This is a genomic window from Streptomyces sp. WM6378 (assembly GCF_001279695.1).
In the GTDB taxonomy this organism is placed as follows: domain Bacteria; phylum Actinomycetota; class Actinomycetes; order Streptomycetales; family Streptomycetaceae; genus Streptomyces.
The window spans coordinates 30,932-57,688 of the sequence record NZ_LGDD01000235.1 but is presented as its reverse complement, the minus strand read 5'-3'; the positions used below and the strand labels follow the sequence as shown (position 1 = coordinate 57,688).

Genomic DNA, 26,757 nt, shown 5'->3' with positions numbered 1-26,757 from the left:
GGAGCGTAACCAGGCGTCCGCCGGAGTCACAAGGGTTCGGTCGGCGAGGCCGGAATCGGACTCCGTAAGGGCCGGGCAAAGAATCCGATTGCTTGATCGGGAGCGGGGGCGGCTCTGAGGGCTCGCGCCTGCCGGGGCAAAAGGGAAAGGGAGCGGAATCGTCCTCGGCGGCGCGGCGTCAACGCGACCCCGCCCCGCTCATTCACTCAGGCGAACATCCAGGCAGAACAGGCGAGTTGACGCACTCCGTCCGGCATATGCACCTTCCCGCCGGCGAACCGGCGACCGCCCGCGGGCGCCGAACACCCCACGCCCGGCGGACCGGCGCCTCCTGCCGCCCGAGCCCACTCGGCGCTCCCTCGCACGCCCCCGACGGCGATCCCGCGGAACAGTTCCATCCGGTGCGGTCATTGGCCGGAAACTTACAAGAGGGGAGCCGGAAACTTACAAGGGGGGAGGGTGACCGGCGCGCCCCCGAAGGAGCAGGCGCGCACCGGAGGGGTGGGCGGGGCTGCGCGAACCCGAAACGCTTCCTACTTGTTCGGCCCCCGCAAGCGGCCGAACGCCTTCGTGAGGGCGCCGAGCGGCGAGGCGTCCGTCTTGACCGGCCGCGGTCCGGGCAGCCGGGGCACACCGTCGCCGCCGTTCGCCTCGGCGAGCGCGGCGTGCGCCGCCTCCGCGGCCTCCCGGTACAGGTCGCGGGAGTTGGTCATGACATCGAGGGCCTCGGCGTACTTGGCGACCATGGCCTGGGCGTGTACCAGTTCCTCGTCCGGGGTGAGCAGGTGCCAGCCCTGGCGCAGCCGCCTGAGGGCGGGCTCCGCTTCGGTGGGCATCGGCTGCGGCAGGGCGGCGAACTCCCTGATCCTGTCGAGGAGTTCGGTGGGTTCCGAGCCGTCGAGGAAGACGGTACGGACGGTGTATCGCTCGGCCTCGTACCACGGGCTCTGGGGCGTGGTGGGCAGGACGACGGCGCCGCCGCGCGGCATCCGTACGTTCAGCTCCCGCTTCATCGCGAAGTCGGCGATCTGCGCCTGCTCGGGCGTGCCCCGGTGCTCGACCACCCGGTGCCGCAGGCTCGGCGGCAGGAACGTCGAGATCGGCCGTTGCCCCATCGCGTCCGGTGTCATCGCCTCGTGCACCACGACGTGGATGAACCAGCTCTGCCGGGTGCAGTCCCGCAGCAGGTGGCGCAGCTCGTCGTCGTCCTTGGGCAGGTGGTTCGTGCTCCGCAGGCGCAGGCCCGGCAGGGTGTCGTGGTCCCAGGCGATCTGGTCGCTGTCGGGCCAGAACATGGTGGCGGGCGAGGGCCAGCGCACGTCCCACGCCCGCTCCGCCTCCGCGGCGACGATCCACGTGACGCCTTCGTCCCCCTTGCGGCGGCCCTCGGGTTCGTACGTGGTCAGCTGAGCGCGCACGGTGACGTCGTCGGCCACGCGCCAGCGGGCCTCGAAGAGACGGCGGGCCGATGGGCCGGGGTCGGCGGCTTCGTCCCGCGGATAGAGAGCGGTGGAGCGGGCCGCCTCGACGGGGTCGAGGTCCAGGAAGTCGTCGAGCACCCCGGCCGCCTTGAGGGCGATCAGGTTGCGCCGGACGTCCCGCTCGGGCTCGGGCCCGAGGTGGCGCCCGCGCCCCAGCCACGCGGTGTCGGGGACGGTGGTCGAGGAGGTGCTGTTCTTGGCCATGGAGTCGTTCTGTAGGTGATCGGGGCCCGACCAGTATGCTCTGCGGCCCTCCGTATGTAATCGGCACCAGGTCCACGACTTCGCCGTGCCGCAGGGGCATACGTAGAGGTAGAGGTCGAATGGGACGCCGGGTGTCCCTGACACGGGGGCTGCGCGGTGGACCCCTCGCGGTACTGGCCCGGCGGCGGCCCGGGACCCGGCCGGGTCAGGACGTCGCCCGGGATGAACGACACCTCGGCGCAGCGCATCAGCTCGTGCGGGGTGCGGGCGCCCATCCCCTCGATCTCGACCCGCATCCTGTCGAACGCCTCCACCGCCAGCGACAGCTTCGTCCCGGACTTCGGCGGCGCCACGTAGTCGTTGACGAACCTCCGCAGTTTGCACTCCACCTGCGGCTGCGGAGGCCCGTCCGGGTGGCGCAGCGGCCGGTAGATCAGTTCGTGGGCGGCGGCCAGCTGTTCGACGGGGAACTCGCCCTCATAGCAAGGGAATTGGGCCACGTCCTCGCCCACCAGTTCCCCGAAGACGAACGCGCCGATCATGTAGTTGTGCGGTACGCAGGCCAGGTCGCCGGCCTGCGTACAGGCGGGGCACGGTGGTGCGGGCGTGCGCGTCGCCGCGTACTCCGGACGCGGAGTGGCCGCCGCACAGTCCGATCTCCGAGATGTGCATCTCGATGTCGTGGGTGCGGTAGTCGTGGCCGCGGCCCTCGTGGAAGGTGCCCCGAGTGGGCCGCTCCGTGGTGTGCGGGATCGCCTCGACGGCGCCGATGGTCTCCTCGGGCAGATGACTGAGCTTGAGGTAGACCGGGGCCCGGTCGGAGGCGAGTTCAGCGGAGAATTGAGGGCCTCCAGGGTGACGTCGGCGTGCCCGAGCGGGGCGCCGGTCAGCGATTCGAGGAGATGGAAGACGTCGGTGTTCTCCAGGTCGCAGCCGAGCAGTTCACCGCCCACGTCCAGGGGCAGGTAGGAGAGGTCCAGGGACAGCGGGAGGCCGTTGAGGCGGCGCAGCCGCTCGATGCAGAGCACGTCGCTGTGCTCGGGCAGGCCGAGCCGGTGGGCCACTGGGCCCGGGGCGCGGAGCGGGCCGAGGGTGCGCACCTCGTTGGTGACCCGGCCGTGCTCGTTCAGGGTCTCGGCAAGACCCTGGAGCCGGTTCAGACCGTGCGGGTACTTCTCGCACACCACCACGGTGCCGACGCCGGGATGCCGGTCGACCAGTTGCTCGTCGCGCAGCATCTCCAGGGCCTGGCGCATGGTGTTGCGGCTCGCCCGGTAGTCGGCGGCGACGGTGTGTTCCAGGGGGAGCACACCGCCGGGAAAGCCGCCCGCCAGGATCTGGTGGCGCAGCAGGTCGGCGAGCTGCCGGGCCCGGTCGGCACGCAGCCGCCGGCGGCGCGCGGCGGCGACCGGAAGCGAGGCGGGGGCGGGTTCGGCTGGCATGGCAGGGAACGTACCGGCCGAGTCCCTCCGATGGTGTTGCCACGACATTGCGCCACTTGACGCTACATACGAACGCTTCTGACCTGTGCCTTTGCCAGGGGCGTGGCAAGATCTGCCACTTTCCCGCCCACCAGGTGGACACTCTGTGCACCCTTACACCCGGGGGCGGGAGGATCTCCAACGGTCAGCGGCGCGTGTTCTCAACCCCCGTCCCCGACGGGGCGAGGACCGCGGCCGCCACGTGGTCGCGGAACCAACTGTGGCCGGGATCACCGGAGTTGCGAGGGTGCCAGGCCAGGCCCAGGTCGATGGGCGCCACGTCGAAGGGGATGGGGAAGGTGCGCAGCCCCAGCGCGGCGGCGGTGCCGGGGAGCCAGTCGGCCAGGGTGAGGGCGACGAGGTCGTTGTCCCGGGCGAGGATCATCGCGCTCGTGTGGCTGGGGACGACGACCGCCACGCGACGTTGCAGCCCGCGCTCGGCGAGGGCCTGGTCGATGGGGCCGCGCCGTTTGCCGTGCCGGGAGATGCCTATGTGGTCGGCGGCGGCGAACCGGCGGGCGTCGATGCGCTTGTCGAAGAGGGGATGACCGGCGCGAGCCACCCCCACCAGGTGCTTCTGCGTGATGTGCCGGGTGCGGATCTCCGGCTCCAGCTGCCCGAGGACGCCGAGCTCGACGTCCACCGTGCCCTGACGCAGTGCGGGCCCGCCCTCCAGCGCCTCGGGCAGGAACACCACGTCCACATGCGGGGCGGCCGCCCGGATCCGGTCGGTCAAGGGCCCGGCGACTCCCGCCAGGAGCAGATCGGTCGCCTGCACGGTGAAGGTGCGCTGGAGGTGGACGGCCTCGAAACCGGCCCCAGGCCGCAGGACGTTGTCGCAGCCACGCAGCAACTCGCCCACCTCTCCGCGGAGTTCGAGGGCTCGGGGCGTGGGGACCATGCCCTGTCCGGCACGGACCAGGAGCGGGTCGCCCACCGCACGGCGGAGCCGGGCCAGGCTGCGGCTGACCGCCGCGGGTGACGTGCCGAGGCGCTCGGCGGCGCGGCTCACGCTGTTCTCCTGGAGCAAGGCATCCAGGACACGTAGCAGATTGAGATCCATGAGGCGCCCCTGAGCTGTGGTTTTACGATGGAGTCAATGATGGAGTGCCAATTCTTGCATTGCTGATGGGCCTTCTCCGGCGAAGAGTGGCGATGTCCGCGAGAACGCCGCACCCACTGCGGCTAGCGCGGCCCAACCACCCATCAGATAAAGGAAATTGGCCATGCGACAGTCCCCCCGTGCCGGTCGAGAAGGCAATGTGCTGGCCGTGGTCAGCCAGAGCGGCCCCTCGGTCTCGTTCTTCGACGCCCGCGACGACCACTACCTCGGCTCGCTCGAAACCATCGCCCAGCCACACGAGTTGTGCTTCGATCCGACCCAGCGGCTGCTGTGGTGCTCGAACACGTACGACTCGGGCTTCTACGGCGCGAACAGCGGCCGGCGCACCGAGCTCACCCTCATCGACCCGGACACCCGCGGCATCGTAGAGGTCATCGACCTCGCCCCCGAACACGCCCCGCACGGACTCGCGCTGGACGCGGCGCGCGGCCGCCTGTACGTCACCGTGGAGGGTTCCGACGACCGGTCCGGCGGCGTCCTGGTCATCGACACGCAGACCCGGCGGCCCCTCGGCAGGATCGACACCGGAGCCCCCGGCTCGCACTGGGTCGTCATCGACGCGGCCGGCAGGACCGGGTACGTCACCAACAAGGAGGCTCGGTTCGTGTCGGTCCTCGATCTCGAACGGGGCGTGCTCGCCGCGAAGGTCGAGGTGGCGGGCAGTGAGGGACTCGCCGTCTCCGCCGACGGCACGCGCGCCTTCGTCGCCGCGCCGCACTTGGGCCCGTCCCCCTCCGAGGAGGCAACACCCCCTGGAATCAAGGTGATCGACACGAACACGGCATCCGTCATCGACACCCTTCCACTGGCAGACACCGTCATGCCGGTGCACCTCACCTCGACGGGCAGGCTGCTCGCGGGCGAGGTGCGCATGGAGGACGACCCCACGTCCGGCGGCAGGCGCATGGCACCCGGTCGCCTGACCGTGTTCTCCGCCGACACCCACAAGCAGCTGGGCCAGGTCGAGGTGGGGCTCTGCCCGCTGACCATGACGTCGTCCCCCGACGGCCGCATCGCGTACGTGGCCTGCCACGCCTCGTCCACCGTCGACGTCATCGACCTGGAGACGCTCACGACCTTGAACCGCATCGGTCACTCCGCGCTGGGCGAGGTGGGCGCCCACGGCCTGGCCTACATCCCCCGCCCGGCCTGACCCCCACAGCTCGGGGGACGAGGCGAGTCCCTCTGTTGAGGTCGCTGCGTGAGGCTCCTCGCCCGGCAGTGCGACAGGTCCCCGGACACGATGTCCGGGGACCTGTCAGGCGTTTCCCCCGCAGTATCCGTGCCGGCCTACTTCTTCGCCTTCTTCTTGTCCTTCTTCTCAGCTCGGGTCTTCAGAGGCTTCTTCTTGGTGTCCTTCTTGGAGTCCTGCCCCTTCGCCATGCGCAACTCCGTTCGTCGCCCTGCGAGCCGATGACTGCTCGACGGTAGCCGCCACTCCCCACGCCCAACCAGCCATCCGCACGCCAATCGAGGTGCCGTCCTGGCTCAAGCACTCGAATCCGCGTAACCGAACCCCGCCGGAACGCGCCGTCCAGCATGGCTGGATTCCGTCGGTACCCGGCCAAACATCCCACGGGCGCGATCATCGTATCGAGCTAATGTCCCCGACTTCCCTTGGTCCAGGGGGCGAACCGGCCGTTAATGTCCTTCTGGCTCTGGACGGATTTCCGTTCGCATACCCGGATTACCCCGCTTTCCCTCCCCTTGCCCGGCGGCGTCCACGTGCGCCCGTCACCGCCCTGACCAAGGAGTGCGCGCCGATGACTGTTGATTCGAGCCCCGACACCCAACTGGAGCCGCCGCAGCAGTCCACCCTGGGCACGGCGGCCGCCCGCAACCTTGCCACCACGACCAAGTCCGCCCCGCAGATGCAGGGGATCTCCGATCGCTGGCTGCTGCGGATGCTCCCCTGGGTGGAGACCAAGGGCGGGGTCTACCGGGTGAATCGCCGCCTCACCTACACCGTCGGCGACGGGCGGGTGGAGTTCGTCCAGGACGGCGCCGACGTCCGGGTGATCCCCCGTGAACTCGGCGAACTGGCCTTGCTGCGCGGCTTCGACGACGTGGAGGTCCTCACCGCCATCGCCGGTCACTGCGTCCAGCGCGACTTCGAGGTCGGCGAGACGCTGGTCGAGCGCGGCGCGCCCGCGGACCGGCTCCACCTCATCGCCCACGGCCGGATCAGCCAGACCTCCGTCGGAGGGTACGGCGACGAGCTCGCCCTGGACGTGCTCGGCGACGGCGACCGGTTCGGCGAGAGCGCCCTGCTCGACGAGAACGCCCGGTGGGAACACACCGCCACCGCCGAGACCTCGGGCACCCTGCTCACCCTGTCCCGCGCCGACTTCGCGGCCGTGCTGTCCGGGGCGCCCGGCCTGCGGGACCACGTCGAACGCTTCAAGTCCCTCCCCCGCCAGCGGCAGAACCACCGCGGCGAGGCCGAGATCGCGATGTCCGCCGGCCACCACGGGGAGCACGGACTGCCCGGCGCGTTCGTCGACTACGAAGCCCGGCCGCGCGAGTACGAGCTCTCCGCCGCGCAGACCGTTCTGCGGGTCCACACGAGGGTCGCCGACCTCTTCAACGGGCCGATGAACCAGACCAAGGAGCAACTCAGGCTCACCGTCGAGGCGTTGCGCGAGCGCCAGGAGCACGAGCTGATCAACAACCGGGAGTTCGGCCTGCTCCACAACGCCGACTTCAAGCAGCGCATCCAGCCGCGCTCCGGCCCGCCGACCCCGGACGACATGGACGAGCTGCTCTGCCGCCGCCGCGGCTCCAAGTTCTACCTGGCGCATCCCAGGGCGATCGCGGCGATCGGGCGTGAGTTCAACGCGCGCGGCCTCTGCCCGGACCAGGTCGACCTCGGCGGCCAGCGGGTCCAGGCCTGGCGCGGGGTCCCGATCCTGCCCTGCGACAAGATCCCCATCACCAAGGAGAGGACCAGCTCCATCCTCATCATGCGTACCGGCGAGGACAACCAGGGCGTCATCGGCCTGCACCAGACCGGTCTGCCGGACGAGTACGAGCCGGGTCTGTCGGTCCGCTTCATGGGCCTCGACGAGAAGGCGATCACGTCGTACCTCGTCAGCACCTATTACTCCGCCGCCATCCTCGTGCCGGACGCGGTCGGCGTCCTGGAGAACGTGCAGATCGCCCGCCGGCCCAGCTAGCGGGCCCGGCCCGCCCGGCGTGGCGCCACCCCCTTCCGGGGTGCTCGCGCATGCCCGAAACACCCTGGGCACGACGCCCATCCCACCAAGGAGCCATGGATGCCCGCGCCTGAGCCGACACCCCCGCGGTCGAGCCTGCCCGAGGCCGCTGCCCACTTCGGGGCGTACGTCCTCGCCGACGCTGCGGCCCGCGCCCGCGACATCACGGCCGCCACCGGCGGCCCGCCCGGTGCACCCGTCCTGCCCGCCCCGTCAGCCGACGTACCGGCACCGAGCGCCGGTCTGGAACGGGTCCTGCGCGGTCCCACGGGCCTGGGCACGGCGGGCCTGCGCCTGACCCTGCCGGAGGAACCGCCGGCGCCGGCGCCGGCTCAGGGCACGCCGATCCCGGGCCTCTACCACCACCCGGTGCCCGAGCCCGACCCGGTGCGGGTCGAGGAGGTCAGCCGCAGGATCAAGTCCTGGGCGCTGGACGAGGTTTCGCTGTATCCGGACGACTGGGAGGAGGAGTTCGACGGCTTCTCCGTGGGCCGCTACATGGTCGGCTGCCATCCGGACGCGCCCACCGTCGACCACCTGATGATCGCCACCCGCCTGATGGTGGCGGAGAACGCGGTGGACGACTGCTACTGCGAGGACCACGGCGGCTCGCCCATCGGCCTCGGCGAACGCCTTCTGCTCGCCCACACCGCCCTCGACCCCCTGCACACGACGCGGGAGTACCAACCGGAGTGGGCCAAGTCGCTCCACTCGGACGCGCCCCGGCGCGCGTACCGCTCGGCCATGGAGTACTTCGCGCAGACGGCGAGCGCCTCGCAGACCGACCGGTTCCGGCACGACATGGCCCGGCTGCACATGGGATACCTCGCCGAAGCAGCATGGGCCCAGCAGGACCACGTACCCGAGGTGTGGGAGTACCTGGCGATGCGCCAGTTCAACAACTTCCGCCCCTGCCCCACCATCACCGACACCGTCGGCGGCTACGAACTGCCGGCGGACCTGCACGCGCAACCCGCCATGCAGAAGGTCATCGCGCTCGCGGGCAACGCGACGACCATCGTGAACGACCTGTACTCGTACACCAAGGAACTCGACGCTCCCGGGCGGCACTTGAACCTGCCGGTCGTGATCGCCGAACGTGAGGGCCTCTCCGACCGGGACGCCTATCTGAAGTCGGTCGAGGTCCACAACGACCTCATGCACGACTTCGAGACCGAAGCCGCGGCTCTGGCCGCAGACTGCCCCGTCCCGAGCGTGCAGCGCTTCCTGCGCGGCGTTGCCGCCTGGGTCGACGGCAACCACCACTGGCACCAAACGAACACCTACCGCTACAGCCTGCCGGACTTCTGGTAGGAAGAATGGACTCATCTGTGACCAGCACCGAACTCACCGCCACCGAAGCCTCCGTCTTCATCCCCGGCCCGACGACGCCCTATCAGGGGGACATCGCCCGGTACTGGGACGGCGAGGCCAGGCCCGTGAACCTGCGGCTCGGCGATGTCGACGGTCTCTACCACCACCACTACGGCATCGGTGACGTCGACCATGCCGCGCTCGGCGACGCCGACGACAGCGAGAGCGAGAAGAAGCTGATCACCGAGCTCCACCGGCTGGAGTCGGCGCAGGCCGAGCTCCTCCTGGAGCACCTCGGTGACATCGGACGGGACGACACCCTGGTGGACGCCGGCTGCGGCCGGGGCGGCTCGATGGTGATGGCGCACCAGCGCTTCGGATGCAAGGTCGAGGGTGTCACCCTGTCGGCCAAGCAGGCCGAGTTCGCCAACCGGCGCGCGGGCGAACTCCGCATCCAGGACCATGTCCGCGCCCGCGTCTGCAACATGCTTTCCACGCCGTTCGAGACGGGGCAGGCCGCGGCGTCGTGGAACAACGAGTCGAGCATGTACGTCGACCTGCCCGACCTCTTCGCCGAACACTCCCGCATCCTGAAGGTCGGCGGCCGCTACGTGACCATCACCGGCTGCTGGAACCCGCGGTACGGCCAGCCCTCGAAGTGGGTCTCGCAGATCAACGCGCACTTCGAGTGCAACATCCACTCGCGGCGCGAGTACCTGCGCGCGATGGCCGACAACCGCCTCGTCCCACAGGCCGTCATCGACCTCACCCCCGACACCCTGCCGTACTGGGAGTTGCGGGCCACGTCGTCGCTGGTCACCGGCATCGAGGAGGCGTTCATCAACTCGTACCGGGACGGGTCGTTCCAGTACGTCCTGATCGCGGCCGACCGAGTCTGACCGGCCGCTGACCGGGGAGGCCATGTCCTGGGACCGGCCTCCCCGGGACATGGCCGGAGCGCTCAACTGGCCGCCGGTCAGCCGCAGTTGACCCAGGAGTTGGACTTTATGTAGTGGGACGCGCCGTCGGACGCCACCTTGTATCCCCTGGGGATGACGCCACTGGATCCGCCGTGGTTCTTGGCCGAGTACCACTCGAAGTCACAGGAACTGCCGTGGTTGTACCACGACTTGAAGTTCTGGAAGACGGAGTACTGGGTCAGGTCGTCGTTGGTCCCCGCGACCTGCTGCCGGTGGCCGGTGTAGTTCGCCCCGGCCCAGACGCAGAAGTAGCCCGCCGGGCAGTCCGCCGCAGCCTGCGGACTGGCCTGTGCCGCACTGGCGCCCCCGACCAGCAGACCACCGGTCAGCGCGACGCCACCGGCAATGGCCGCGAGTTTCTGGGTCATACGCATGTGTTATCTCCTCTGAGACGTGGGTGGCCGCACCGAGCCAATCATGGGAATGGCGGAACGCATTCGCGCCCGACTCCTATGGGCCCTCTCGGCTTTCCCCTCCTGACCCCGATGACGGTAGGGGAATCGACCGGACCAGCACATCCAACGAGGGTGTGGTGGCAGCTGCAACGACAGGGTTAGGCCGACGCACCATGCAACCCGGGGTCTACAGCGCTGGTTGGAGGGATGGCGACCCGCCGAAAGAGATACCCGTCGCGGAATAGCGAATTCCACGCCACGGGCAACACGACTGCCCCGGCTGCCCCGGCTGCGGGTTATCCATGGAAGGCCCCTGCTCGAATGCGCGCCGAACCGACGGAGGCTCGGAAATTTCCAGCAGGCCCAGTTCCCCATGGCCAGTTCCATATCAGGGGCTGTCACCTCGACAGGAGCGGCTGGACCGGTGCCGGGGTGCGTTTGGCGGCGTGGCTCACGATGGCCGATTCGACATGGGTGATGCCCAGGTCGACCAAGTCGTGGGAGAGGGAGCCGTAGAGGGCGGCCAGGTCCGGGAAGTACGCGGCCGCGTGCAGGTTCGAGGGGCCCGATGTCGCGAACGCGCCGTGCACAGAGGGGTGGTCGGCCAGGGCTCGGCCGGCGGCGGCCAGGTGGTCGGGGGCCACGTGCAGCAGGAGTTTGGCCTCGATGGGCAGCCCGAGACGGCGGGGCTCGACCAGGACCTGGATCGCCACGATTCCCGCGGCTCCCGCGTTGCCCCGTTTCCCGGCGAGCAGTTCACCCGCTGATCGGCCTGTTCAGGCCGCGCCGTAAACCACCCGCGTTCTCCGACGCGTGCTGCTCGTTCACGCCGGAGGTCCCAGGACCCGGGCCGGGGTCACTTCGGTCCGGGGGCAGGTGTGGCCGACGGGGGTGAACAGGGCGCGGGTACGGGTCATCACCAAGAGCCTCTCCACCGCGGGGCCCGCCGCCCGAATGCTGATCGTCTTGCCCTGTGCCAGAGCACGATGGCGAATGCGGAGCACCGCGTTCAGTCCAGAACAGTCGCAGAAGCCGACCCCGTGGAAGTCGAGGACCAGGCCGCCCTCCGAGCGGTCCAATGCCCTGCGCAAGTGCTGGTAAAGGGGCTGCGCAGTGTCGAGGTCGAGCTCGCCTTCGACCAGGACGACCGTGCGCCCGCGATCAGCGGGCGTCGACGGTTGCGCGGAGGTGCCTACTTCGGTGCCCCCGGCTCGCGGGGACGGGCCTGGAGCTGTCATGGCAGCCTCCCCAAGAGGACTCCACCCGGCTACGTCCGTCCCCATTAATCTCCCCTCCGTCCCGTCATGCGTCAAGAGATACCGGAAATGGAATTCCGCCTTTTTGTTGCGTGAAATCAGCGTCCTATGGGGAGGGACGGGCGACGGGCCGGAAGCACGTACAGGGTGGACGTTCCACGCCGGCCACGCCCGCCTCCCGCACCGATCGCGGAAACCCGCGCCGCCAGCATGCGCGGGTCACCCGAACGCCACGCTCCAGGGGCGCGGGGCCCGTACCCGTGATGGCGTGGAGTGCTGTCCACTGTACGGAGGACTGTCATGTACGAAATGCACGTCGGCATAGCCGTCAGCGGCGCCCGCCCGGTGTGGCACGTCGTCGCCCACGGCCAGCGCGCCGCCCTGTGCGGCCAGCCCTTCGACCCTGAAGAGGACACGCAGACCGATCACCACTGCCTGCCGTGCATGGCGGCCTTCCAGCGCTGCATGCAGGCGACCGAACCCGCGTGACCTCCAGCCACTCGCATGCCGTTCAGGTGGAGGCCGTTTCGCCGATGATGAAGTCGATCAGGGCCGGGAGCCCTCCCTCGGCCAGGGCGTGGCGCTGACGGTCGGCGCCCGTGCCCTGGCGCAGTAGACGGTGGAGGAGGGGGTCGACGTGGCGGCCGTCGCCGTGTTCCGCGAGGGCCGGGGCGATGTGCTGGGCCAGCTGGGCCAGGACATCGCCGGCGGGGCGGGGGCGGCCTCCGGGGTCGATGAGGGTGGTGCCGAGGCCGTGGCGGGCGGCGTGCCACATCGCGGCCTGGAGCAGTTCGGGAGGGCAGGCCGGCTCGGGGACGGCCTCCTTTTGCTCGCGGATGGCGGTGGCGGCCAGGGCTCGGACGATTCCCGCGAGCATCACGGCGTCGTCCACGCGTAGTTGGACGTCCATGCAGCGCACTTCGAGCGTGGGGTAGCGCTCGGAGAGCCGGGCCTGCCAGTAGAGCTGCCCCGCGTCGGCGATGGTTGCGGACGCGACCAGCGCGGCGATCCGTTGTTCGTAGTCCTCCAAGTCCGCGAACCGCGGTGGCAGCCCGCTGACCGGCCAACGGCTGAACGAGGGGGTGCGCCAGCTCGCGAAGGCGGTGTCGTTGCCTTCCCAGAACGGGGAGTTCGCCGACATGGCCAGGAGTGTGGGCAGCCAGACCCGGAGGCGGTTGAGGACCGCCACGCCCACTTCCCCGTCCGGCATCCCGACATGCACGTGCATCCCGTTGATCAGCATGCCGTCGACGAGATGACCGCCTTTCCTGCTCAGTTCCAGATACCGGCGCTTGTCCGTGACCGGCACGGTCTCCGCGCCCGCCACAGGAGCCGCGGCGGTCGCCGCGAGCCGGCACCCGGCCCGCTCCGAAGCAGCGCCCAGGGCATGGCGCAGACGCAGCAGATGACCGGCTACTTCCTCCAGGCTGCCGCACACGGGCGTGGCGGCCTCGACCTGGGCCTGCAGCAGCTCCAGCTGCACCTCGTCGTCCTCGGCCAGCGCCTCCAGCCCCGCGGCGCGGCGCACCTCCTCGGACAGCGGCACGGGGTGCCCGGTGACCGGATCAAGCAGCAGGTACTCCTCTTCGACCCCGATGGTGATCATGGCCAGTGACTACCCGCCGCACGGCCGACCGTACCGGCCCCCGCCTCACCCGCGCCCCGACCACGGTGGCCTTGTGCCGACGCGGTGTGGCCGCCGAGGGGGCGACCCCTTGTGGTCAGGCCTTGCCCTGCATGTCCCGTCGTGCGGGGTTGCTCTGCTCCGCGGCTTTGGGGTCCTTCGCGTCCGCCTCGGCGCGAACCTCCCGCTCGATGCGCTCCCCGATCGACTTGTCGATGTTGGACCAGTACTCGAAGGCACGTCGCAGAACCGGCTCGGTGACCCCGTTGAGGAGGTGGCCCACGACGTTGTCCACCAGCCGGTCCCGGGCCGCGTCGTCCATGACCTCGCGCACCATGGTGCCTGCCTGGCCCCAGTCGTCGTCCTCGGCATGAGAGACGTAGGCCGAGCGGGTGATCTCCCCGTCGGTGTGCCAGCTGGGCGGGTTCCCGTACCGGTCGGTGTCGGCCGCGGGGCCGCCCTTCGAGTTCGGCGCGTAGACCGGGTCGACGGTCTTGCGGTACGCCATCGCCCCGTCCTTCGAGTAGGTGTGCACCGGAACGACCGGGGCGTTGACGGGCAGTTGCTGGTAGTTGCCGCCGATCCGGTGACGGTGCGCGTCCGCATACGAGAACAGCCGGGCCAACAGCATCCGGTCCGGGCTGGGGCCGATCCCGGGGACGAAGTTGTTCGGCTGGAACGCCGCCTGCTCGATCTCCGCATGGTGGTCGGTGGGATTGCGATCCAGAGTCATCCGGCCCACTTCGATCAGCGGGTAGTCGCCGTGGGGCCACACCTTGGTCAGGTCGAACGGGTTGAACCGGTATTCCGCCGCGTCCTCGTACGGCATGACCTGCACATGCAGAGTCCAGCTCGGATACTCGCCGTCGCGGATGTGCTCGAAGAGATCCCGCGTGTGGTAGTCGGTGTCGGCCGATGCCATCTGGTCGGCCTCGTCCTGAGTGAAGAACTCGATGCCCTGGTCGGTCTTGAAGTGGTATTTCACCCAGAAGCGCGCACCCTGGGCGTTGATCCACATGTAGGTGTGGGAGGTGTAGCCGTTCATGTGGCGCCAGGTGCGGGGGATGCCACGGTCACCCATGAGCCACGTGACCTGGTGAGCCGACTCCGGCGACAGGGTCCAGAAGTCCCACTGCATGTCATGGTCGCGCAGATTGTTGTCCGCGCGGCGCTTCTGGGACCGGATGAAGTGCTGGAATTTCATCGGATCCTTGACGAAGAACACAGGGGTGTTGTTACCCACCATGTCGTAATTGCCCTCGCTGGTGTAGAACTTCACCGCGAAGCCGCGCGGGTCCCGCCACGTGTCCGGGCTGCCGCGCTCTCCTGCGACCGTGGAGAACCGGACGACCAGTTCGGTCCTGGCGCCGGGCTGGAAAAGCGCGGCACGGGTGTAGGCACTGACGTCGCCGGTCACTTCGAAATGCCCGAAGGCACCGCTCCCCTTGGCGTGCGGCTGACGCTCGGGAATCCGCTCCCGGTTGAACTGCGCCATTTGCTCGATCAGGTAGGAGTCCTGCAGCAGGACCGGCCCACCAGGGCCGACGGTGAGCGAGTGTTCGTCACTCTCCGCCGGAGCGCCGGAATCAGTGGTGGTCGGCTCACGCGAAGTGTCGGTCATCGATCTGTCCTCCGTCAGACGGTGCAAGGCGAAACACTGGTCAATCAACGGCGCGACGTCGCGCCGGCCCGTGCTGGGCGAGTCGGCGGTTCAGCTCGTCCGGGGGAAGCCGGGCTCGACAGCCCCATCGCTCCTCCTCGTCACATGTCGCCCCCTTCGCGGTCCGCCAGTACCCCTGGGCGGCGTACCCACACCCCCTACCTCTAGCCGCCGTACGCCGCTCCCGCCAGCCGGACATCCCCGCACGGCCCGGTGCGGTCGGCCGACGGGGGAAGCGGTGTGCACGGTCGTCGTCGGGCCTGCTACCGGGGCGGCTCACGCGTGCGGCAGGCCGTGGCCGGAGTTCGAGGAGCCGGAGACCCAGGTCGACCGACCTGCTGTGCTCGCGACCGTGTGAAGGTCGCAGCGCGGGGCGAACCCGTCCGGCGCGGTCACGGCGCTCCGGGCCGTAGGCCGAGCTCACCCCCGTGAAGCTCGACCTCGACCCGGCCGGCACCGCCACCACTCCCCCTCGACACTTCAGTGGCGGAGAAGCATTGGTAACGTACACCAGAGTGACTGTCCGGCGTCAACCAAAGTGTTGCCGGGGGCCGGCCCGAGGGGCTTCGAGCAACACTGTGGTGGGCAAAGGCTCGACATCACACCAAGGAGGTCGTGTACGTGGAGGATGACCAGTCGCCCACCTTCGCCCAACTCCTGGACCACCTCTTCCGCGAGGTGCACCCCCCTTCCCGGGGGCCCTACACCTACGCGGAGGTCGCCGAGGGAATCCGCAAGGCCGCGACCGGAGAGGGGCGTGGGGTGACGGCGAGTGCCATCCAGCAACTGCGCACCGGGGCCAAGCGGAACCCGACGCGGCACACCATCAAGGCCCTGGCCGACTTCTTCGGCGTACCGGCGGGCTACTTCGTCGACAGCGCGGCCGCCGAGCGCACCAGGGCGGAGATCGGCCTCCTGGCCGCCATGCGCGACCAGGACGTGCGCAAGGTGGCCCTGCGCGCCAACGGCCTGAGCGTCGACAGCCTGAAGATGCTGTCCACCGTGATTGAACAGGCCCGGAAACTCGAAGGACTGACCACCGACGACCCCGCGCAGGACCTCGACCTGGACGACTGAACCGCTCACCGGGCGACGATCACGCGATCCCCGCGCCCCGGCACGGCACCCCCCTTGTGACAGCTCGACGGCAGGGGGGCATCAGGTGTTTCCCGGTACAAGCCGGGCATCCCCAGCCGCAGGGCCCGACGGCGGCGGCACCCCGCCCTCGAAGCGGAGTCGCGATCATGTCAGCATGGGGCCCGCATACCGGGCTTCCAGCGAGAGGTGTGCCCCGGCCGACCTCCCCCGACCGGCGTCACCGGAGTGAGGACATGGACCTTGAGCAGCTTCGCGCCACGTGTGAGGCGCGCGTCGAGGCGCTTCGACTCCCGCACCGATTCAGCACCCGCGACCTCCGCGACGCCGTGGCCGAGCAACGCGGACGCCCCATCATCCTGCGCCCCCTGAGCACTCTGGGCGCCATGGACGCTCCGTGCGGCATCCGCCTGGAGACCCCGGACGCCGACCTGTTGTTCTACGAGGAGGCCACCTCCCCCCTCCACCAGAACCACATCCTCGCCCACGAGATCAGCCACATCATCTGCGACCATCCCGGCAGCCTGGAACTGGACCAGGACACCCTGCGCGCGATCGGGTTCAACCCCACCCTCGTGCAGCGCATGTCCGGCCGGACCAGCTACACCAGCGAGGACGAGCGCGAGGCCGAGGTGATGGCCAGCGTGATCCGACAACTCATGTACCGGGGACGCGAAGGCCCGTCGAGCCGGCCCACCAGCGGCGCCGAGAGCTGGGACGCGCTGTTCGCCGAGCCACACAGGAAGAATCGCCACCGGAAATGATCAACATCGTGTTCACGGGCACGGCCGTCGTGCTGCTGTGCTTCGCCGCCTACTGGGTGCGCGGACGCGGCGGACACCGCCCCACGGGCACCTGGGCGATGGCGGCGCTGCTGACCTCGTTCGCCCTCGCCTTCGCCTCCTACGCCCCCGCCGTGGAGCGCGCGGTCGAATCGGTGGTCCCCGACGTCGCCCGCCTCCTCAGCAACACCTTCACCCTGACGGCGGCCACCTCGATCCTGGCCTTCCTCTTCCAGCTCAATCTGGACCGCGAACGGGCCCACCGGCAGATCCGACTGCGCGTCATCGCCCTCGTGATCTCCGTCGCCGGCATGACCGCTTTCTTCGCCGCCGAACAACTCACCGGACGCAACCCGGTGTTGTACGCGTGCTACGTGCTCATCTACGTCTCCTACCTGGTGTACGCGGCCAAGGACTTCATGCTGCAGACCTGGGCCCAGTCCAAGCGCTCGACCCGCCGCAGTCAGCGCTGGGGCCTGCGCACGACCTCGGCCGGCTGTGGCTTCGCCCTCGTCTACGCGGCGTACAAGCTCTTCGCCCTGGTCTCCATCGGGCTCGGCCTGGGGCTCGTGCCCGACGACGCCCGGTGTTCGAGCCCGCTGACCCCCGTCCGCTGTACGTTCAGCGTGACCGCGCCCGCCGTCGCCGTCCTCCTCATCACCGTCGGGCTCACCCTCCCCGCCCTGCTGTGGCCGCTCAGCCAACTGCGCCGCCGCCGCTGGGAACGGAACTCGTTCACCGCGCTTGAACCCCTGTGGCGGGAGGTCACCTCGGCGGTCCCCGAGGTCGTGCTCGACCCGGGCAGCACCGAGGCCGGCACCCACGACCTCGACTTCCACCTCCACCGCCGGGTCATCGAGATCAACGACTGCGTGCTGGCCCTGCGCCGGTACCGTCAGGCATCGGTACGGGACGCCGCGGCGGCCGAGGTCGCCCACCGGGGCACGGCCGACACCCCCGAGGGCGACGCCGAGGTGGAGGCGGCGGTCATCGCCGCGGCCGTCGACGCGAAGCGCGCCGGACTCCCCCTCGACGGCGACGAGGCCCCGCCCGCCGCCGGCACCCGCTCCCGCAAGGGCGACCTCCCGGCGGAGACCGCCTGGCTGCTGCTCGTGGCGGACGCCTACGCGCGGCGCCCGGCAGCCGAGAACGCGGGCGTGGCCTCATGACCGCCCCGCGGCAGGACCCGCTGCGCGACCCGCGCTTCTTCGCCGATCCCTACCCCACCTACGACCGGCTGCGCGAAGGCTGCCCGGTGCAACGCATTCCCACCGGCTCCGGCGGACACCACGCCTACCTGATCACCGGTCACCCCGAGGCGCGCGAGGCGTTCACCGACCCCCGGCTGTCCAAGGACACGGTCCGCTTCTTCGCCGGCCGTCCCTCGAACCGCGACCTGCACCCGGCGATCTCCCGCAACATGCTGGCGAGCGACCCACCCGCGCACACCCGCCAACGGCGGGTGGCGACGCCCCTGTTCACCACCGGACGCGTCCGGGAACTGCGCCCGTTCATCACCCGGGTCGTCGACGACCTCATGACCGCGTGGCGACCGGGCACGGAGGTCGACCTGGTGGCGGACCTGGCGGTGCCCCTGCCGGTCACCGTCGTCTGCGAGCTCCTTGGCGTGCCGGAATCCGACCGCGCCACGCTCGCCGGCTGGTCCCACGACCTCTTCGACGCGACCGACAACGGCCGTATCGACGCCGCGTCGCACCGGATCGGCGACTATCTGACCCACCTCGTCGACACGGCCCGCGCCACCCCCGGCGACGGCCCGCTCCACTCCCTTCTGCGCGACTGCGACGAGGGCGGCCTCGACCGGGACGAGGCCGTCTCCCTGGCCGCCCTCCTCCTGGTCGCCGGGCACGAAACCACCACCCACTTCATCGGCAACGCGGTCCTGGCCCTGCTCCGGCACCCGGAGGCATTCGACCGCCTGCGCCAGGACCCGGACCTGATCCCCGGCGCCCTGGACGAACTGCTCCGCTTCGACTCGCCGGTGAGCGTGGCCACTTTCCGTCACAGCACGGAGGACCTGCGCGTCGGCGGGGTCGACATCCCGGCCGGCTTCCCGGTGCTCATCGCCCCCGGGGCCGCGAACCGCGATCCGGCGGCGTTCCCCGACCCGCACCGCCTCGACCTCGACCGCGACGCCGGCGGCCACCTCTCCTTCGGCCACGGCATCCACCGCTGCCCGGGCGCCCCCCTGGCCCGCGCCGAGGCGGAAATCGCGCTGCGCACCCTGGTGACCCGCTTCCCGGACCTCCATCTGGCCATCCCCGCACAATCCCTGACCTGGCGTCGAACCCGCCTCACTCGCGGCCTGGCCGCCCTCCCCCTGATCCTCTGACCCACAACAGGTCACACTGCGCGGCAGAAGGCCTTCTCGATCGGGGGCCGACACCAAGGAATTCCGTAGTAAGGAACTAGGGAAAGCAGGGTCGGCCGGAATTCCCGGCGACCCTACGCTGGCCGGGTGCCTCATTCTCCTCTTTCCGAACCATCTGATCCTGCTGGTTCCGCCGAATTCGGCCTCATGGAGGCCGTGGCGGTGGCCGCCACCGATGTCGGGCTTCGGATACGCGGGCCGGGCAGGTGCGAGATCGACGTCGGCCCGCGCACCTACGCGCTGACCGCGGAGCCGGACGCCGTACGGCAGTTGGCGGACGTGCTGACCCAGGTCGTGCCCACAATACGGCGCAGCGCACCGGTCCGCCGGCAGCTGTCGCCGGACGACGCGCGGCGGCTGGAACCGTTCGTCAAACGGTTCCGGGACATGGGGATTCTGCTGTTTCCGGGGGAGGAAGTCCGCCTCGACGACGAGCCCGGCCGTCGGCTGTATTCCTATATCTGCCGGCGGAGCGAGGATCCGGATCGGATATTCGCGGGCCTCCGGGAGAAATGCATTGCGGTGTCCGGCCCTGAGGAGGTCGTCTCCGTCTGGTCGCCGCTGCTCGCGGAACAGGGCCTGAGCGTCACGGAACACGGCCGGGACATCACGGAGTACGGCCCGGGCCCCTCCGCCCCGAGCCCCTCCGGTTCGGACCCCGCCCTGCGGATCGTCGTCGCCTGCGATGAAGCCGGTCTCGCCGCGGCCAACCGGCAGCTGTGTGCCGAGGCCACCGACTGGGTGCCCGTACTGTTCGGTGCCCAGCGCGTGCGGATCGGCCCCTGGGTGCGGGTCGGCGAGTCGGGCTGCCTGCGGTGCCACCTCCCCGCGCGCCCCACGCGGCAGGCGTTCCGCCCGGCCGGATGGGCCACCTTCCAACCGGGGTGTCTGCACTGGGCCGGCGGGCTCGTCGCCCACCTGGCGCTGCGCAGCCTGCTCCCGATGAGCGCGGAGCACGCCTGGGGCCGGGTCACCACGCTCGACGTGTCCAGCGGGGAGCAGTCCTCGGTCACCACCTGGCGCGACCCTTTCTGTCCCGACTGCGCCGCCCACGCCCCCGCCGCCCGCGAGTGGGTGGCCCCATGACCCTACGCACCCTGATCGAGGCCCTCGGATTCGCCGTACGCCCCTATCCCCTGCCCGCCCGCCTCCGCGGCACCGCATACGCCCTGGTCCCCACCGAGCACCGCACCCCGCGCCTGGAACCGTCGGGCGCGGCGATCCCGCTACTCGCCCTGACGGCCAGTCAGGAACCGCAGGCGGCGCTCCGGCTCCTGGCCGCCCGGGCGGCTCAACTCAGGCTCGGGGACCCGGAGTTCGGCATCGGCGCCGCCGTCACCCGGGAAGTCGCCGTGCGCGAGGCACTTCGCGACGCCCTGGAGCGCCGCACTCCGCCGACCGTCGCACGCCGACTCACGGCATGGTCCGACACCGTACGGTCGCCCCTGCATCCCGCATGGGACGTCCAGCTCGACTGTCATCTGTACGGCGACGACGGCTCGGCGCCCTGGGTGGGGGCGGTCCTGCGACGGGACGACCGGGAGATCCGGGCCTTCGGCTGCGGCACGACGGTCCGGGGCGCCCTCGGCCGCGCGCTTGACGAGGTGTTGACCCTGGCCGCCGAGGACCGGTGGAGCGCGCCGGACAAGGATCCGGAGTTCGTCGGGGAGGTCGTGGGCGTCCCGGAAGGCGAGTGGGTCGAGCCGGTCGGCGCCGAGCTGCGGACGGTGCACGACGGCCCCGGCGGCACGGTCGTCCAGTGCCGCCTGCCCGGGATCGCTCCCCGGCCGGAGCCCGCCGGCCGCCTCGCGCCGGTCGACCTCTCCCTCGCTGGCGACCCGGAACTCACCCGGATCTCCCGCACCTTCCACGAGAACTCCAAGATCCGCGCCGCGTTCCGCACGCTCCCCCCGGTCGACGTCGACCGTCTCGCCCCGGACACCCGCCGCGAGCTGGCCCGCCCGTACCGCGACTACGGCCGCACCCGGACCGAGCAGCCGTGGCCGGTGCAGGGCGCCCGCCCCCTGCTGCCCCTGGACACCGCGCTGCGGCGGCGTCGATCGGCGGCGCCCATGAGTCGCCGACCCCTCCAACTGGCCGACATGGCACGCGTGTTGGAGCTGTCCGTCGGCATCACCGGAACGGCGCGCACTCCCGACGGGGTCGAACTGCCGTTGCGGGCCACGCCGTCGGCGGGCGGGCTCTGCTCGTACGACCTGTTCGTACTGGCCCGGCACGTCGAAGGGCTCACGCCGGGCGTGCACTACGTCCACCCGGGGCGCCGAGTCCTGCAACTGGTCGCTGACGACTGCCCGTTCGAGGACGTGGCCGCACACACCGGCTACGCCGGGCGGGTCGGGGAGGCGGCGGCCGTGGTGGTGTTCGTCGCCGCGTTCCGCCGGGGCCGGTGGAAGTACGGGGAGCGCGGCTACCGCATGGCCCTCATCGAGTGCGGCCACGTCGCGCAGAGCGTGGTGACCGCGGCGGCGGCGCTCGGCCTGGTGGCGCATCCACTCGCGGGGTTCGTCGACGACTACTTCGACCGGCTGGTCGGGGTGAACGGCACCGACGACGCCGTCGTCCATCTGACTCTCCTGGGGGAGGCCCAAGCATGATCAGGGAAGACAGCGTCATCCGGCTCGTTCCCGATGTCCGGCTGCACCTCCAGGACGACCACAGTGGCTTCGTGGAAGCACCCGGTGGCGTGCGCCGGCTGCACGGCAGCGGCCTGCGGCTGCTCGCCGACCACCTGCTGCCCCGGCTCGCCGAGCCTGCCAGGGCCGCCGACATCGCCGCGGCCCTCTCCCCCGAGGTGCCGCGCACGCGGGTCCTTGAGCTGCTCGAAGGGCTGCGGGAACAGCGGATCGTCGAGTACGCGCGGGGCGATCGGCCGCCGGGCACCGGGTCGGTCGCGGTGCTCGGGCCCACCGAGCTCACCTGCGACCTCGTGGCCGTACTGGGTCGGACGCGGGTGGCGGTGCACGACCTCGGCGACCCGGCGCAGCCGCCGTCCCGCGCTGCCGATCTGCTCATCACGGCCACCGCCTCCGTCTTCGACCCGGGCGCCGCGGCGGTGAACGAGCGGTGCGTGCGCGAGGATCTGCCCTGCCTGTTCTTCGGCCTCCTCCCGGGCGGCGCCGCGTTCGCGGGACCGCTCTGGTCGCCGGGGCGTACGGTCGCCTGCTACGCCTGTCTGCGTACCCGGATCTTCTCCAACTCCGTGCACGGGCCGGTGTGGAGCGCCTACACCGCCTCCCTGGCCGCGTCCGGGACGCCCGCCCTGGACCGGCGGGTGCCGCCCTGGACCGCGGCCCGGCTGGCCGGCGCGGTGGCGCGGCGGGCGACGGCCTGGCTGGAGCGGCGCGATGACGACCCGCCGGGTGAGCTGCTCTGGCTGGACGAGGACGGCGGCGAGACCACCCGTTTCGTGCTGCCGGTACCGACGTGCCCGGTCTGCGGGGGCCGCGAGAACGCCGGGACCGAGGCCGCGGCGCCGCTCACCGCGGCCGTCGACGACAAGGTCGGCGCCGTACACACGGTCTCCGTGCGCCGGGCCGAGAGCGGGCCCGCGATCTACCTGGCCGGCAGCACCTCCCCCGACCTGTCGTTGCTGCGCCCGAACCTGGGCGTGGTCCGCAACGGGGGCGCCGGGTTCGCCAAGAAGGAGGCCCTGAACGCGGCGATCGGGGAGTCCCTGGAGCGCTGTGCGGCGGGGCTGTACCGCTCGTCGCGGCTGCGGACGGCGTCGTACGCGCAGTTGGGCGAGGAGGCGGTCGCGCCGGACGCGTTCGGTCTCTTCAGCGCCGAGCAGTACGCCTCCCCCGGCTTCCCGTTCGCGCCGTTCACCGAGGACACCCGGGTGCGCTGGGTGCGCGCGACCCGCTGGGCGGACGGGGCGCCGTGCTGGGTACCGGCCTCCCAGGTGTACCTGTACTACCGCCGCGCGAAGGAGGAGGCGCCGATCGCGGCGTCGATCTCCACGGGCCTGGCGGCCGGGCCCACCTTCGCGGACGCGGTCCTCGGCGGCTTGAGCGAGATCGTCGAACGGGACGCCCTCGCGATCTCCTGGCTGCACCGGCTGCCGCCGCGCCCGGTCCCCGAAGAGGTCGTCGCCGCCTCGTCCCAGGTCAGCTACCACCTGTCCGGTGCGTCCGGCTGGCGCGTCTCCTTCTACGACGTGTCCCTCGATCTCACCCCGCCGGTCGTCGTCGCCGTCATGGACCACCGCGGCGCCGGTGGGCCCGTCCTCTCCTTCGGGGCCGCCTGCCGCCGCTCCCCCGTCCGGGCCGTCGAGAAGGCGTTCCTGGAGGCCGCCCAGGGCCTGACGTACGTGCGGCGCCTGGTCAAGGCGTACGAGGGCTTCGACGCCGCCTCCGGCTTCGACCAGGTCGACGAGTTCAACAAGCACGCCATCCTCTACACCCGGCACCCCGAACTGCGGCCGCGCGCGGGCTTCCTCGTCCATCCGAGCGTGCCCACGCCCTGCGACCGCCCAGCTCGACCGGCCCCTGAGGACCTCCCGGCGGCAGCCGGGGACGACGTCGACCTGATCGTCAAGGAGCTCGCCTCGATCGGGCTGCACACCTACGTCGTCGACCTGACGACCCCCGACACCCGGCGGCTCGGCGTGCACGTCGTCCGCGTCCTCGTGCCCGGGCTGCAGCACCTCTCGGGCGCCCACCGGTTCCGGTTGCTCGGCAACCCCCGGCTCCACACGGTCGTACGCAAGCTGGGCTTCGACTCGGCCCCGGACAACCCGTATCCGCACCCGCTCCCCTAGGAGACCTGCCATGGCAGCCCGTTTCGTCGCCGTCCCGTCCCTGGCGGTGGTCCGCAAGGAGGACTTCGCCTCCACCTCCCTGATCCCCGAGGCGTACGCACGTCACATCACAAGCCGCTGCCTGCCGTCGGGCCAAGCGCCGGTGCACTGCTCGGTGTCCGGCGAGGCGGTCGGCTCCGGCGTCCGGCTGCGCTTCTCCTCCAAGGTCGACGGGCTCGGCGGACCGGCCATGCTCACCCACAAGTTCTTCTTCGTCGACGGCGAGGAGACCCGGGAGCGCTTCCACGTGGTCACTCCGGAGAGTCCCGAGGTCACGACGGATCTGCTGGTCCTCTTCGACGGCCGGGAGCGCGACTACTGCCACGCCTCGGTGTACGACGCCGAGAACAGGCTGCTCGCGGTGCACGCGATCGTCTTCGACAAGGACGGACGCACCACCCCGTACCCGTTCACCCAGCGATACGTCTCTCCGCTCCACCTCGGCCGGGCCGACCTGACGGAGACGGTGGACGACACCGGCCGCCGCGTCCTGCGCTTCACCGTCGGCCTGACCGGTCTCACCGAGCCGGTCACGGTTGCCCTCGCCCGGCAGGGCATGGGCTGGATCGAGCGGGTGGAGCTGACGTGCTCACCGCGGCATCCGGAGGTCCATCTCGACCTGCCGCTCGATGACAACCCGCTGCTCGCGTGCGGGGATTGGGTCCTCATCGCGGTGGACGAACAGGACCGCTTCCTCGCGCAGACGCTGGTGACGGTGCAGAGCGCGCCGTGACGGACCTGCGGGTGACCCCCTCCGGTCTCCGGCTGATCGCCGTTCCCCACCGCGGATCCCCGCTCGCGGCGGTGCTGCTGCGCCTGCCGGTGGGCAGCGCCGACGAGTCGCCCGGCGCCGAAGGAACGGCCCATGCGCTCGAACACCTCGTCGTGCGCTGCTCGTTGGCGGGGGGTCTGGTCGGTGACGGTGTGCCGATGTCGGCCCGCACCGGCAGGGAGGCGACGGTGTACGACACGGTGGTGCGACGGGCGGACACGCTCACGGCGGTGCGCGCCCTGGGCCGGATCTTCAATGAACTGGACGTATCCGTACGGGAGTTGAGCGCCGAGGTCACCGCGATCCGGGAGGAGCGCGCGGAGCGCTGCGCCGATCCCTCCTGGCAGCTCCGGGAGGCGTTGCTCGGGGCGTTGTGGTCGGGGACGTCGTGCGCACACCCGGTGCTCGGGAGCGCGCGGGTGCTCGACGCGCTCACCCCGCGACCACTGCGTGACGCCCATCGGAGGTGGTACGACCCGCGGGACGCGACCCTCGTGATCGTGACGGACGGAGCGGCCGAGCTGGTGCCCGAGGTGACCTCGATGGTCTCGGAGTGGGGGCCGGGCCTACCGGTCCGTGCGCCCCACCCACTCGTACAGCCCGCGTCACCGGGCGCCGAGGTGACATACGGGTCCGCGTCCGGGGTCGCCGTGGCGCGTCCGGGGGCCGCGTCGGCGGTTTCCGTTCTGGCCTGCGATGCCGTCAAGGCGGCGACCGGTCTGGTCGTACAGACTCTGCCGCTGCGAGGGTGGCTGTGCGTGTGGGCCCTGATGGCGGCATCGGGGGCGCGGCCCGCGCGTCAGGCGCTCCTGAACGCCCTCGCGGCCACCCGCGTGCGGCTCACCGCGCCGGGTGGGGCGGACTGGCTGCGGGCCTCGGTGCTCATCCCCCGGCTGCGGGCGGAGGGCGATGTCGAGGCGGTCGCCCGCCGGTACGCCGAGCCGCTCGTGGGCGAGTTGACCGCCGGTTCCGTGGAGGAGGTCGCTGCCGTGCTCACTCAGTGGCGGGGCTGGTTCGCGCAGGAGCTCGGATGAACGACCGTGGCGCGGCAGCCGCGCCGCATCTTGTCTTCGCCCTGCCCGAGGGTCCCGCGGGCCCCGTCGCAGCGGCGAGTCTGGCCGTGCCGCTCGCCGGAGTCTCCAGGCCCGCACTGCTGGCCGCGCCCCTGGTCGCCGCGAGGTGGGCGCGGGCGGTGGCCCGGGCCGCGCGGGCGGAGGGGCTGGTCTGCCGGGTGGAACCCGTGGTGACGGCCGACTTCGCCGGGGTCACCGCCGAAGTCCTGGGCAGCGAGAGGGAGTTGTTGCGTTCTCTGCCCGACTGGTTTCCGAGGGAAGGGTCGGCCGTGGATGCCGGACTCCTTGACCGGCTGCGCGCCGAATGCCTGGTCCGGTCGTCGTCCGGCGAACGCGGCCCCGACCTGGTCCGGCGGGCGCTGTTCGGGGAGCGGCACCGGTACGGCGTCGTCCATGAGGAGCGCGTGCGCCGCATCCGGACGGCCGATGACCGGGAGGTCGAGGCGGCCGCGGCTGAACTGCTCGGGGAGCGCCCCGCGTTCCAGCCCTTCGATACCGCCCCCGCCCTCGCGCCTAGGACCGTCCCGATCGAAGGGCCCCGCTCCCACTACCTCCTCGGCACGCCGGGCGTCCCCCTGTCCTCCGGCCGGAAGTCCGCCCTGCACCTCGCCTGGGCCCTCCTGGGCGGCAGGGAGGGCATCCTCGACCGGGTGCTGCGCAAGGAGCGTCAACTGACCTATTCCGTCGCGGCGTTCAGCCGGGAACTCGCCGAGGGCGGGTACGGCATGTGTTTCGCCGGATGCCGGCCCGAGGCGCTGGACGAGGTCGCCGGGTGCGTGCGCGCGGCGCTGGAGGAATTGGGCCGGGCCGCGGTGGCGCCCGGTCTGCTCAGGGCGGCGAAAGAGCGGCTGATCGTCCAGCGGTATCGGGCGCTCCAGTCGGAGCGGGCCCTGGCCGAGCGGCTCGTCGCGTATCGGGTGGCGGGCCTGGGGCAGGCCGAACTCGACGGCTATCCAGCGGCGTTGGCGGCGGTGAGCGGTACGGAGGTGAGCGCCGTCGCCCGGGACCTGCTCGCGCCGGAGCGGTTGATCGAGGTCCGGATGGTGGGTGCGGCCGAGCGGTGACGGGGGAGGCACCGCCCGACCGCGGTC

At 71.1% G+C, this 26,757-nt stretch carries 22 protein-coding genes and 2 pseudogenes; 15 read left to right on the top strand and 9 right to left on the bottom strand.

Annotated features, from left to right (window positions below; all coding sequences use genetic code 11):
- Positions 1 to 533 precede the first annotated feature (533 nt).
- The 4 genes and pseudogenes from ADK54_RS19500 to ADK54_RS19490 form a co-directional block, all read right to left on the bottom strand.
- Complete coding sequence (locus ADK54_RS19500; RefSeq protein WP_053726946.1) at positions 534 to 1,685, bottom strand: hypothetical protein; 1,152 nt, start codon at positions 1,683 to 1,685, stop codon at positions 534 to 536.
- A 221-nt stretch (positions 1,686 to 1,906) separates the two neighbouring features.
- Positions 1,907 to 2,528 (bottom strand): annotated as a pseudogene (locus tag ADK54_RS43520) (oxidoreductase); the annotation flags it as partial.
- Positions 2,510 to 3,127: pseudogene (locus ADK54_RS43515) on the bottom strand (GntR family transcriptional regulator); the annotation flags it as partial. The pseudogenes ADK54_RS43515 and ADK54_RS43520, both read right to left, overlap by 19 nt.
- Before the next feature lie 184 nt (positions 3,128 to 3,311).
- Entirely contained in the window at positions 3,312 to 4,229 is a 918-nt protein-coding gene (locus tag ADK54_RS19490; RefSeq protein WP_053726944.1) for a LysR family transcriptional regulator, read from the bottom strand.
- A 163-nt stretch (positions 4,230 to 4,392) separates the two neighbouring features.
- Between ADK54_RS19490 and ADK54_RS19485 the strand changes: the two genes are divergently transcribed.
- The 4 genes from ADK54_RS19485 (at position 4,393) to ADK54_RS19470 (ending at position 9,717) form a co-directional block, all read left to right on the top strand.
- The gene (locus ADK54_RS19485; protein ID WP_053726943.1) at positions 4,393 to 5,442 is read left to right on the top strand and encodes a YncE family protein; all 1,050 of its coding nucleotides are present in this window, start codon (positions 4,393 to 4,395) and stop codon (positions 5,440 to 5,442) included.
- 610 nt (positions 5,443 to 6,052) lie between these two features.
- Entirely contained in the window at positions 6,053 to 7,465 is a 1,413-nt protein-coding gene (locus ADK54_RS19480; RefSeq protein ID WP_053726942.1) for a family 2B encapsulin nanocompartment shell protein, read from the top strand.
- A 99-nt stretch (positions 7,466 to 7,564) separates the two neighbouring features.
- On the top strand, positions 7,565 to 8,818 hold the full coding sequence (locus ADK54_RS19475; protein ID WP_053726941.1) for a family 2 encapsulin nanocompartment cargo protein terpene cyclase: 1,254 nt from the start codon (positions 7,565 to 7,567) through the stop codon (positions 8,816 to 8,818).
- Positions 8,819 to 8,835: 17 nt separating this feature from the next.
- The gene (locus ADK54_RS19470; protein ID WP_053726940.1) at positions 8,836 to 9,717 is read left to right on the top strand and encodes a geranyl diphosphate 2-C-methyltransferase; all 882 of its coding nucleotides are present in this window, start codon (positions 8,836 to 8,838) and stop codon (positions 9,715 to 9,717) included.
- Positions 9,718 to 9,794: 77 nt separating this feature from the next.
- Here ADK54_RS19470 and ADK54_RS19465 read toward each other — a convergent pair whose 3' ends face one another.
- The 3 genes from ADK54_RS19465 to ADK54_RS19455 form a co-directional block, all read right to left on the bottom strand.
- Positions 9,795 to 10,172: a peptidase inhibitor family I36 protein gene (locus tag ADK54_RS19465; protein WP_053726939.1), complete on the bottom strand. Its 378-nt coding sequence runs from the start codon at positions 10,170 to 10,172 to the stop codon at positions 9,795 to 9,797.
- 419 nt (positions 10,173 to 10,591) lie between these two features.
- A complete protein-coding gene (locus ADK54_RS19460; RefSeq protein WP_053726938.1) occupies positions 10,592 to 10,906 on the bottom strand; it encodes an Lrp/AsnC family transcriptional regulator in 315 nt (104 codons plus the stop codon).
- 111 nt (positions 10,907 to 11,017) lie between these two features.
- The gene (locus tag ADK54_RS19455; protein WP_234392135.1) at positions 11,018 to 11,431 is read right to left on the bottom strand and encodes an STAS domain-containing protein; all 414 of its coding nucleotides are present in this window, start codon (positions 11,429 to 11,431) and stop codon (positions 11,018 to 11,020) included.
- Positions 11,432 to 11,749: 318 nt separating this feature from the next.
- Between ADK54_RS19455 and ADK54_RS19450 the strand changes: the two genes are divergently transcribed.
- Complete coding sequence (locus ADK54_RS19450) at positions 11,750 to 11,938, top strand: hypothetical protein (protein WP_053726936.1); 189 nt, start codon at positions 11,750 to 11,752, stop codon at positions 11,936 to 11,938.
- Between the two features lie 22 nt (positions 11,939 to 11,960).
- On the opposite strand, the gene ADK54_RS19445 is transcribed toward ADK54_RS19450, so the two are convergent.
- Together ADK54_RS19445 and ADK54_RS19440 are read right to left on the bottom strand one after the other, a co-directional pair.
- Positions 11,961 to 13,055, bottom strand: a complete 1,095-nt coding sequence (locus ADK54_RS19445) for a carboxylate-amine ligase (protein ID WP_053726935.1) — start codon at positions 13,053 to 13,055, stop codon at positions 11,961 to 11,963.
- Positions 13,056 to 13,170: 115 nt separating this feature from the next.
- Positions 13,171 to 14,694: a catalase gene (locus ADK54_RS19440; RefSeq protein ID WP_053726934.1), complete on the bottom strand. Its 1,524-nt coding sequence runs from the start codon at positions 14,692 to 14,694 to the stop codon at positions 13,171 to 13,173.
- A gap of 660 nt (positions 14,695 to 15,354) precedes the next feature.
- Here ADK54_RS19440 and ADK54_RS19435 point away from each other — a divergent pair.
- The 10 genes from ADK54_RS19435 (at position 15,355) to ADK54_RS19390 (ending at position 26,730) form a co-directional block, all read left to right on the top strand.
- Positions 15,355 to 15,810: a helix-turn-helix domain-containing protein gene (locus ADK54_RS19435; RefSeq protein ID WP_053726966.1), complete on the top strand. Its 456-nt coding sequence runs from the start codon at positions 15,355 to 15,357 to the stop codon at positions 15,808 to 15,810.
- A gap of 254 nt (positions 15,811 to 16,064) precedes the next feature.
- Positions 16,065 to 16,592, top strand: a complete 528-nt coding sequence (locus ADK54_RS19430; protein ID WP_053726933.1) for a regulator component — start codon at positions 16,065 to 16,067, stop codon at positions 16,590 to 16,592.
- A complete protein-coding gene (locus ADK54_RS19425) occupies positions 16,589 to 17,779 on the top strand; it encodes an MAB_1171c family putative transporter (protein WP_053726932.1) in 1,191 nt (396 codons plus the stop codon). The genes ADK54_RS19430 and ADK54_RS19425 overlap by 4 nt, the downstream gene beginning before the upstream one ends.
- Positions 17,776 to 18,963: a cytochrome P450 family protein gene (locus tag ADK54_RS19420; protein WP_053726931.1), complete on the top strand. Its 1,188-nt coding sequence runs from the start codon at positions 17,776 to 17,778 to the stop codon at positions 18,961 to 18,963. Before ADK54_RS19425 ends, ADK54_RS19420 begins: the two co-directional genes overlap by 4 nt.
- A gap of 201 nt (positions 18,964 to 19,164) precedes the next feature.
- Positions 19,165 to 20,088, top strand: coding sequence for a hypothetical protein (locus ADK54_RS19415; RefSeq protein WP_159047843.1), 924 nt, complete (start codon positions 19,165 to 19,167; stop codon positions 20,086 to 20,088).
- Positions 20,085 to 21,617, top strand: coding sequence for a SagB/ThcOx family dehydrogenase (locus ADK54_RS19410; protein ID WP_053726929.1), 1,533 nt, complete (start codon positions 20,085 to 20,087; stop codon positions 21,615 to 21,617). Before ADK54_RS19415 ends, ADK54_RS19410 begins: the two co-directional genes overlap by 4 nt.
- The gene (locus tag ADK54_RS19405; protein WP_053726928.1) at positions 21,614 to 23,782 is read left to right on the top strand and encodes a TOMM precursor leader peptide-binding protein; all 2,169 of its coding nucleotides are present in this window, start codon (positions 21,614 to 21,616) and stop codon (positions 23,780 to 23,782) included. The genes ADK54_RS19410 and ADK54_RS19405 overlap by 4 nt, the downstream gene beginning before the upstream one ends.
- Positions 23,783 to 23,792: 10 nt before the next feature.
- Positions 23,793 to 24,554, top strand: a complete 762-nt coding sequence (locus tag ADK54_RS19400; protein WP_053726927.1) for a DUF5944 family protein — start codon at positions 23,793 to 23,795, stop codon at positions 24,552 to 24,554.
- Entirely contained in the window at positions 24,551 to 25,627 is a 1,077-nt protein-coding gene (locus tag ADK54_RS19395) for a M16 family metallopeptidase (protein WP_053726926.1), read from the top strand. The genes ADK54_RS19400 and ADK54_RS19395 overlap by 4 nt, the downstream gene beginning before the upstream one ends.
- Positions 25,624 to 26,730: a M16 family metallopeptidase gene (locus tag ADK54_RS19390; RefSeq protein ID WP_053726925.1), complete on the top strand. Its 1,107-nt coding sequence runs from the start codon at positions 25,624 to 25,626 to the stop codon at positions 26,728 to 26,730. The genes ADK54_RS19395 and ADK54_RS19390 overlap by 4 nt, the downstream gene beginning before the upstream one ends.
- Positions 26,731 to 26,757: the final 27 nt, after the last annotated feature.

Bases quoted from the DNA above. Each gene is read 5' to 3' on its own strand.
- ADK54_RS19500 (WP_053726946.1), bottom strand. From the start codon at position 1,685: ATGGCCAAGAACAGCACCTCCTCGACCACCGTCCCCGACACCGCGTGG.
- ADK54_RS19490 (WP_053726944.1), bottom strand. From the start codon at position 4,229: ATGGATCTCAATCTGCTACGTGTCCTGGATGCCTTGCTCCAGGAGAAC.
- ADK54_RS19485 (WP_053726943.1), top strand. From the start codon at position 4,393: ATGCGACAGTCCCCCCGTGCCGGTCGAGAAGGCAATGTGCTGGCCGTG.
- ADK54_RS19480 (WP_053726942.1), top strand. From the start codon at position 6,053: ATGACTGTTGATTCGAGCCCCGACACCCAACTGGAGCCGCCGCAGCAG.
- ADK54_RS19475 (WP_053726941.1), top strand. From the start codon at position 7,565: ATGCCCGCGCCTGAGCCGACACCCCCGCGGTCGAGCCTGCCCGAGGCC.
- ADK54_RS19465 (WP_053726939.1), bottom strand. From the start codon at position 10,172: ATGCGTATGACCCAGAAACTCGCGGCCATTGCCGGTGGCGTCGCGCTG.
- ADK54_RS19455 (WP_234392135.1), bottom strand. From the start codon at position 11,431: ATGACAGCTCCAGGCCCGTCCCCGCGAGCCGGGGGCACCGAAGTAGGC.
- ADK54_RS19450 (WP_053726936.1), top strand. From the start codon at position 11,750: ATGTACGAAATGCACGTCGGCATAGCCGTCAGCGGCGCCCGCCCGGTG.
- ADK54_RS19445 (WP_053726935.1), bottom strand. From the start codon at position 13,055: ATGATCACCATCGGGGTCGAAGAGGAGTACCTGCTGCTTGATCCGGTC.
- ADK54_RS19440 (WP_053726934.1), bottom strand. From the start codon at position 14,694: ATGACCGACACTTCGCGTGAGCCGACCACCACTGATTCCGGCGCTCCG.
- ADK54_RS19430 (WP_053726933.1), top strand. From the start codon at position 16,065: ATGGACCTTGAGCAGCTTCGCGCCACGTGTGAGGCGCGCGTCGAGGCG.
- ADK54_RS19425 (WP_053726932.1), top strand. From the start codon at position 16,589: ATGATCAACATCGTGTTCACGGGCACGGCCGTCGTGCTGCTGTGCTTC.
- ADK54_RS19420 (WP_053726931.1), top strand. From the start codon at position 17,776: ATGACCGCCCCGCGGCAGGACCCGCTGCGCGACCCGCGCTTCTTCGCC.
- ADK54_RS19410 (WP_053726929.1), top strand. From the start codon at position 20,085: ATGACCCTACGCACCCTGATCGAGGCCCTCGGATTCGCCGTACGCCCC.
- ADK54_RS19405 (WP_053726928.1), top strand. From the start codon at position 21,614: ATGATCAGGGAAGACAGCGTCATCCGGCTCGTTCCCGATGTCCGGCTG.
- ADK54_RS19400 (WP_053726927.1), top strand. From the start codon at position 23,793: ATGGCAGCCCGTTTCGTCGCCGTCCCGTCCCTGGCGGTGGTCCGCAAG.
- ADK54_RS19390 (WP_053726925.1), top strand. From the start codon at position 25,624: ATGAACGACCGTGGCGCGGCAGCCGCGCCGCATCTTGTCTTCGCCCTG.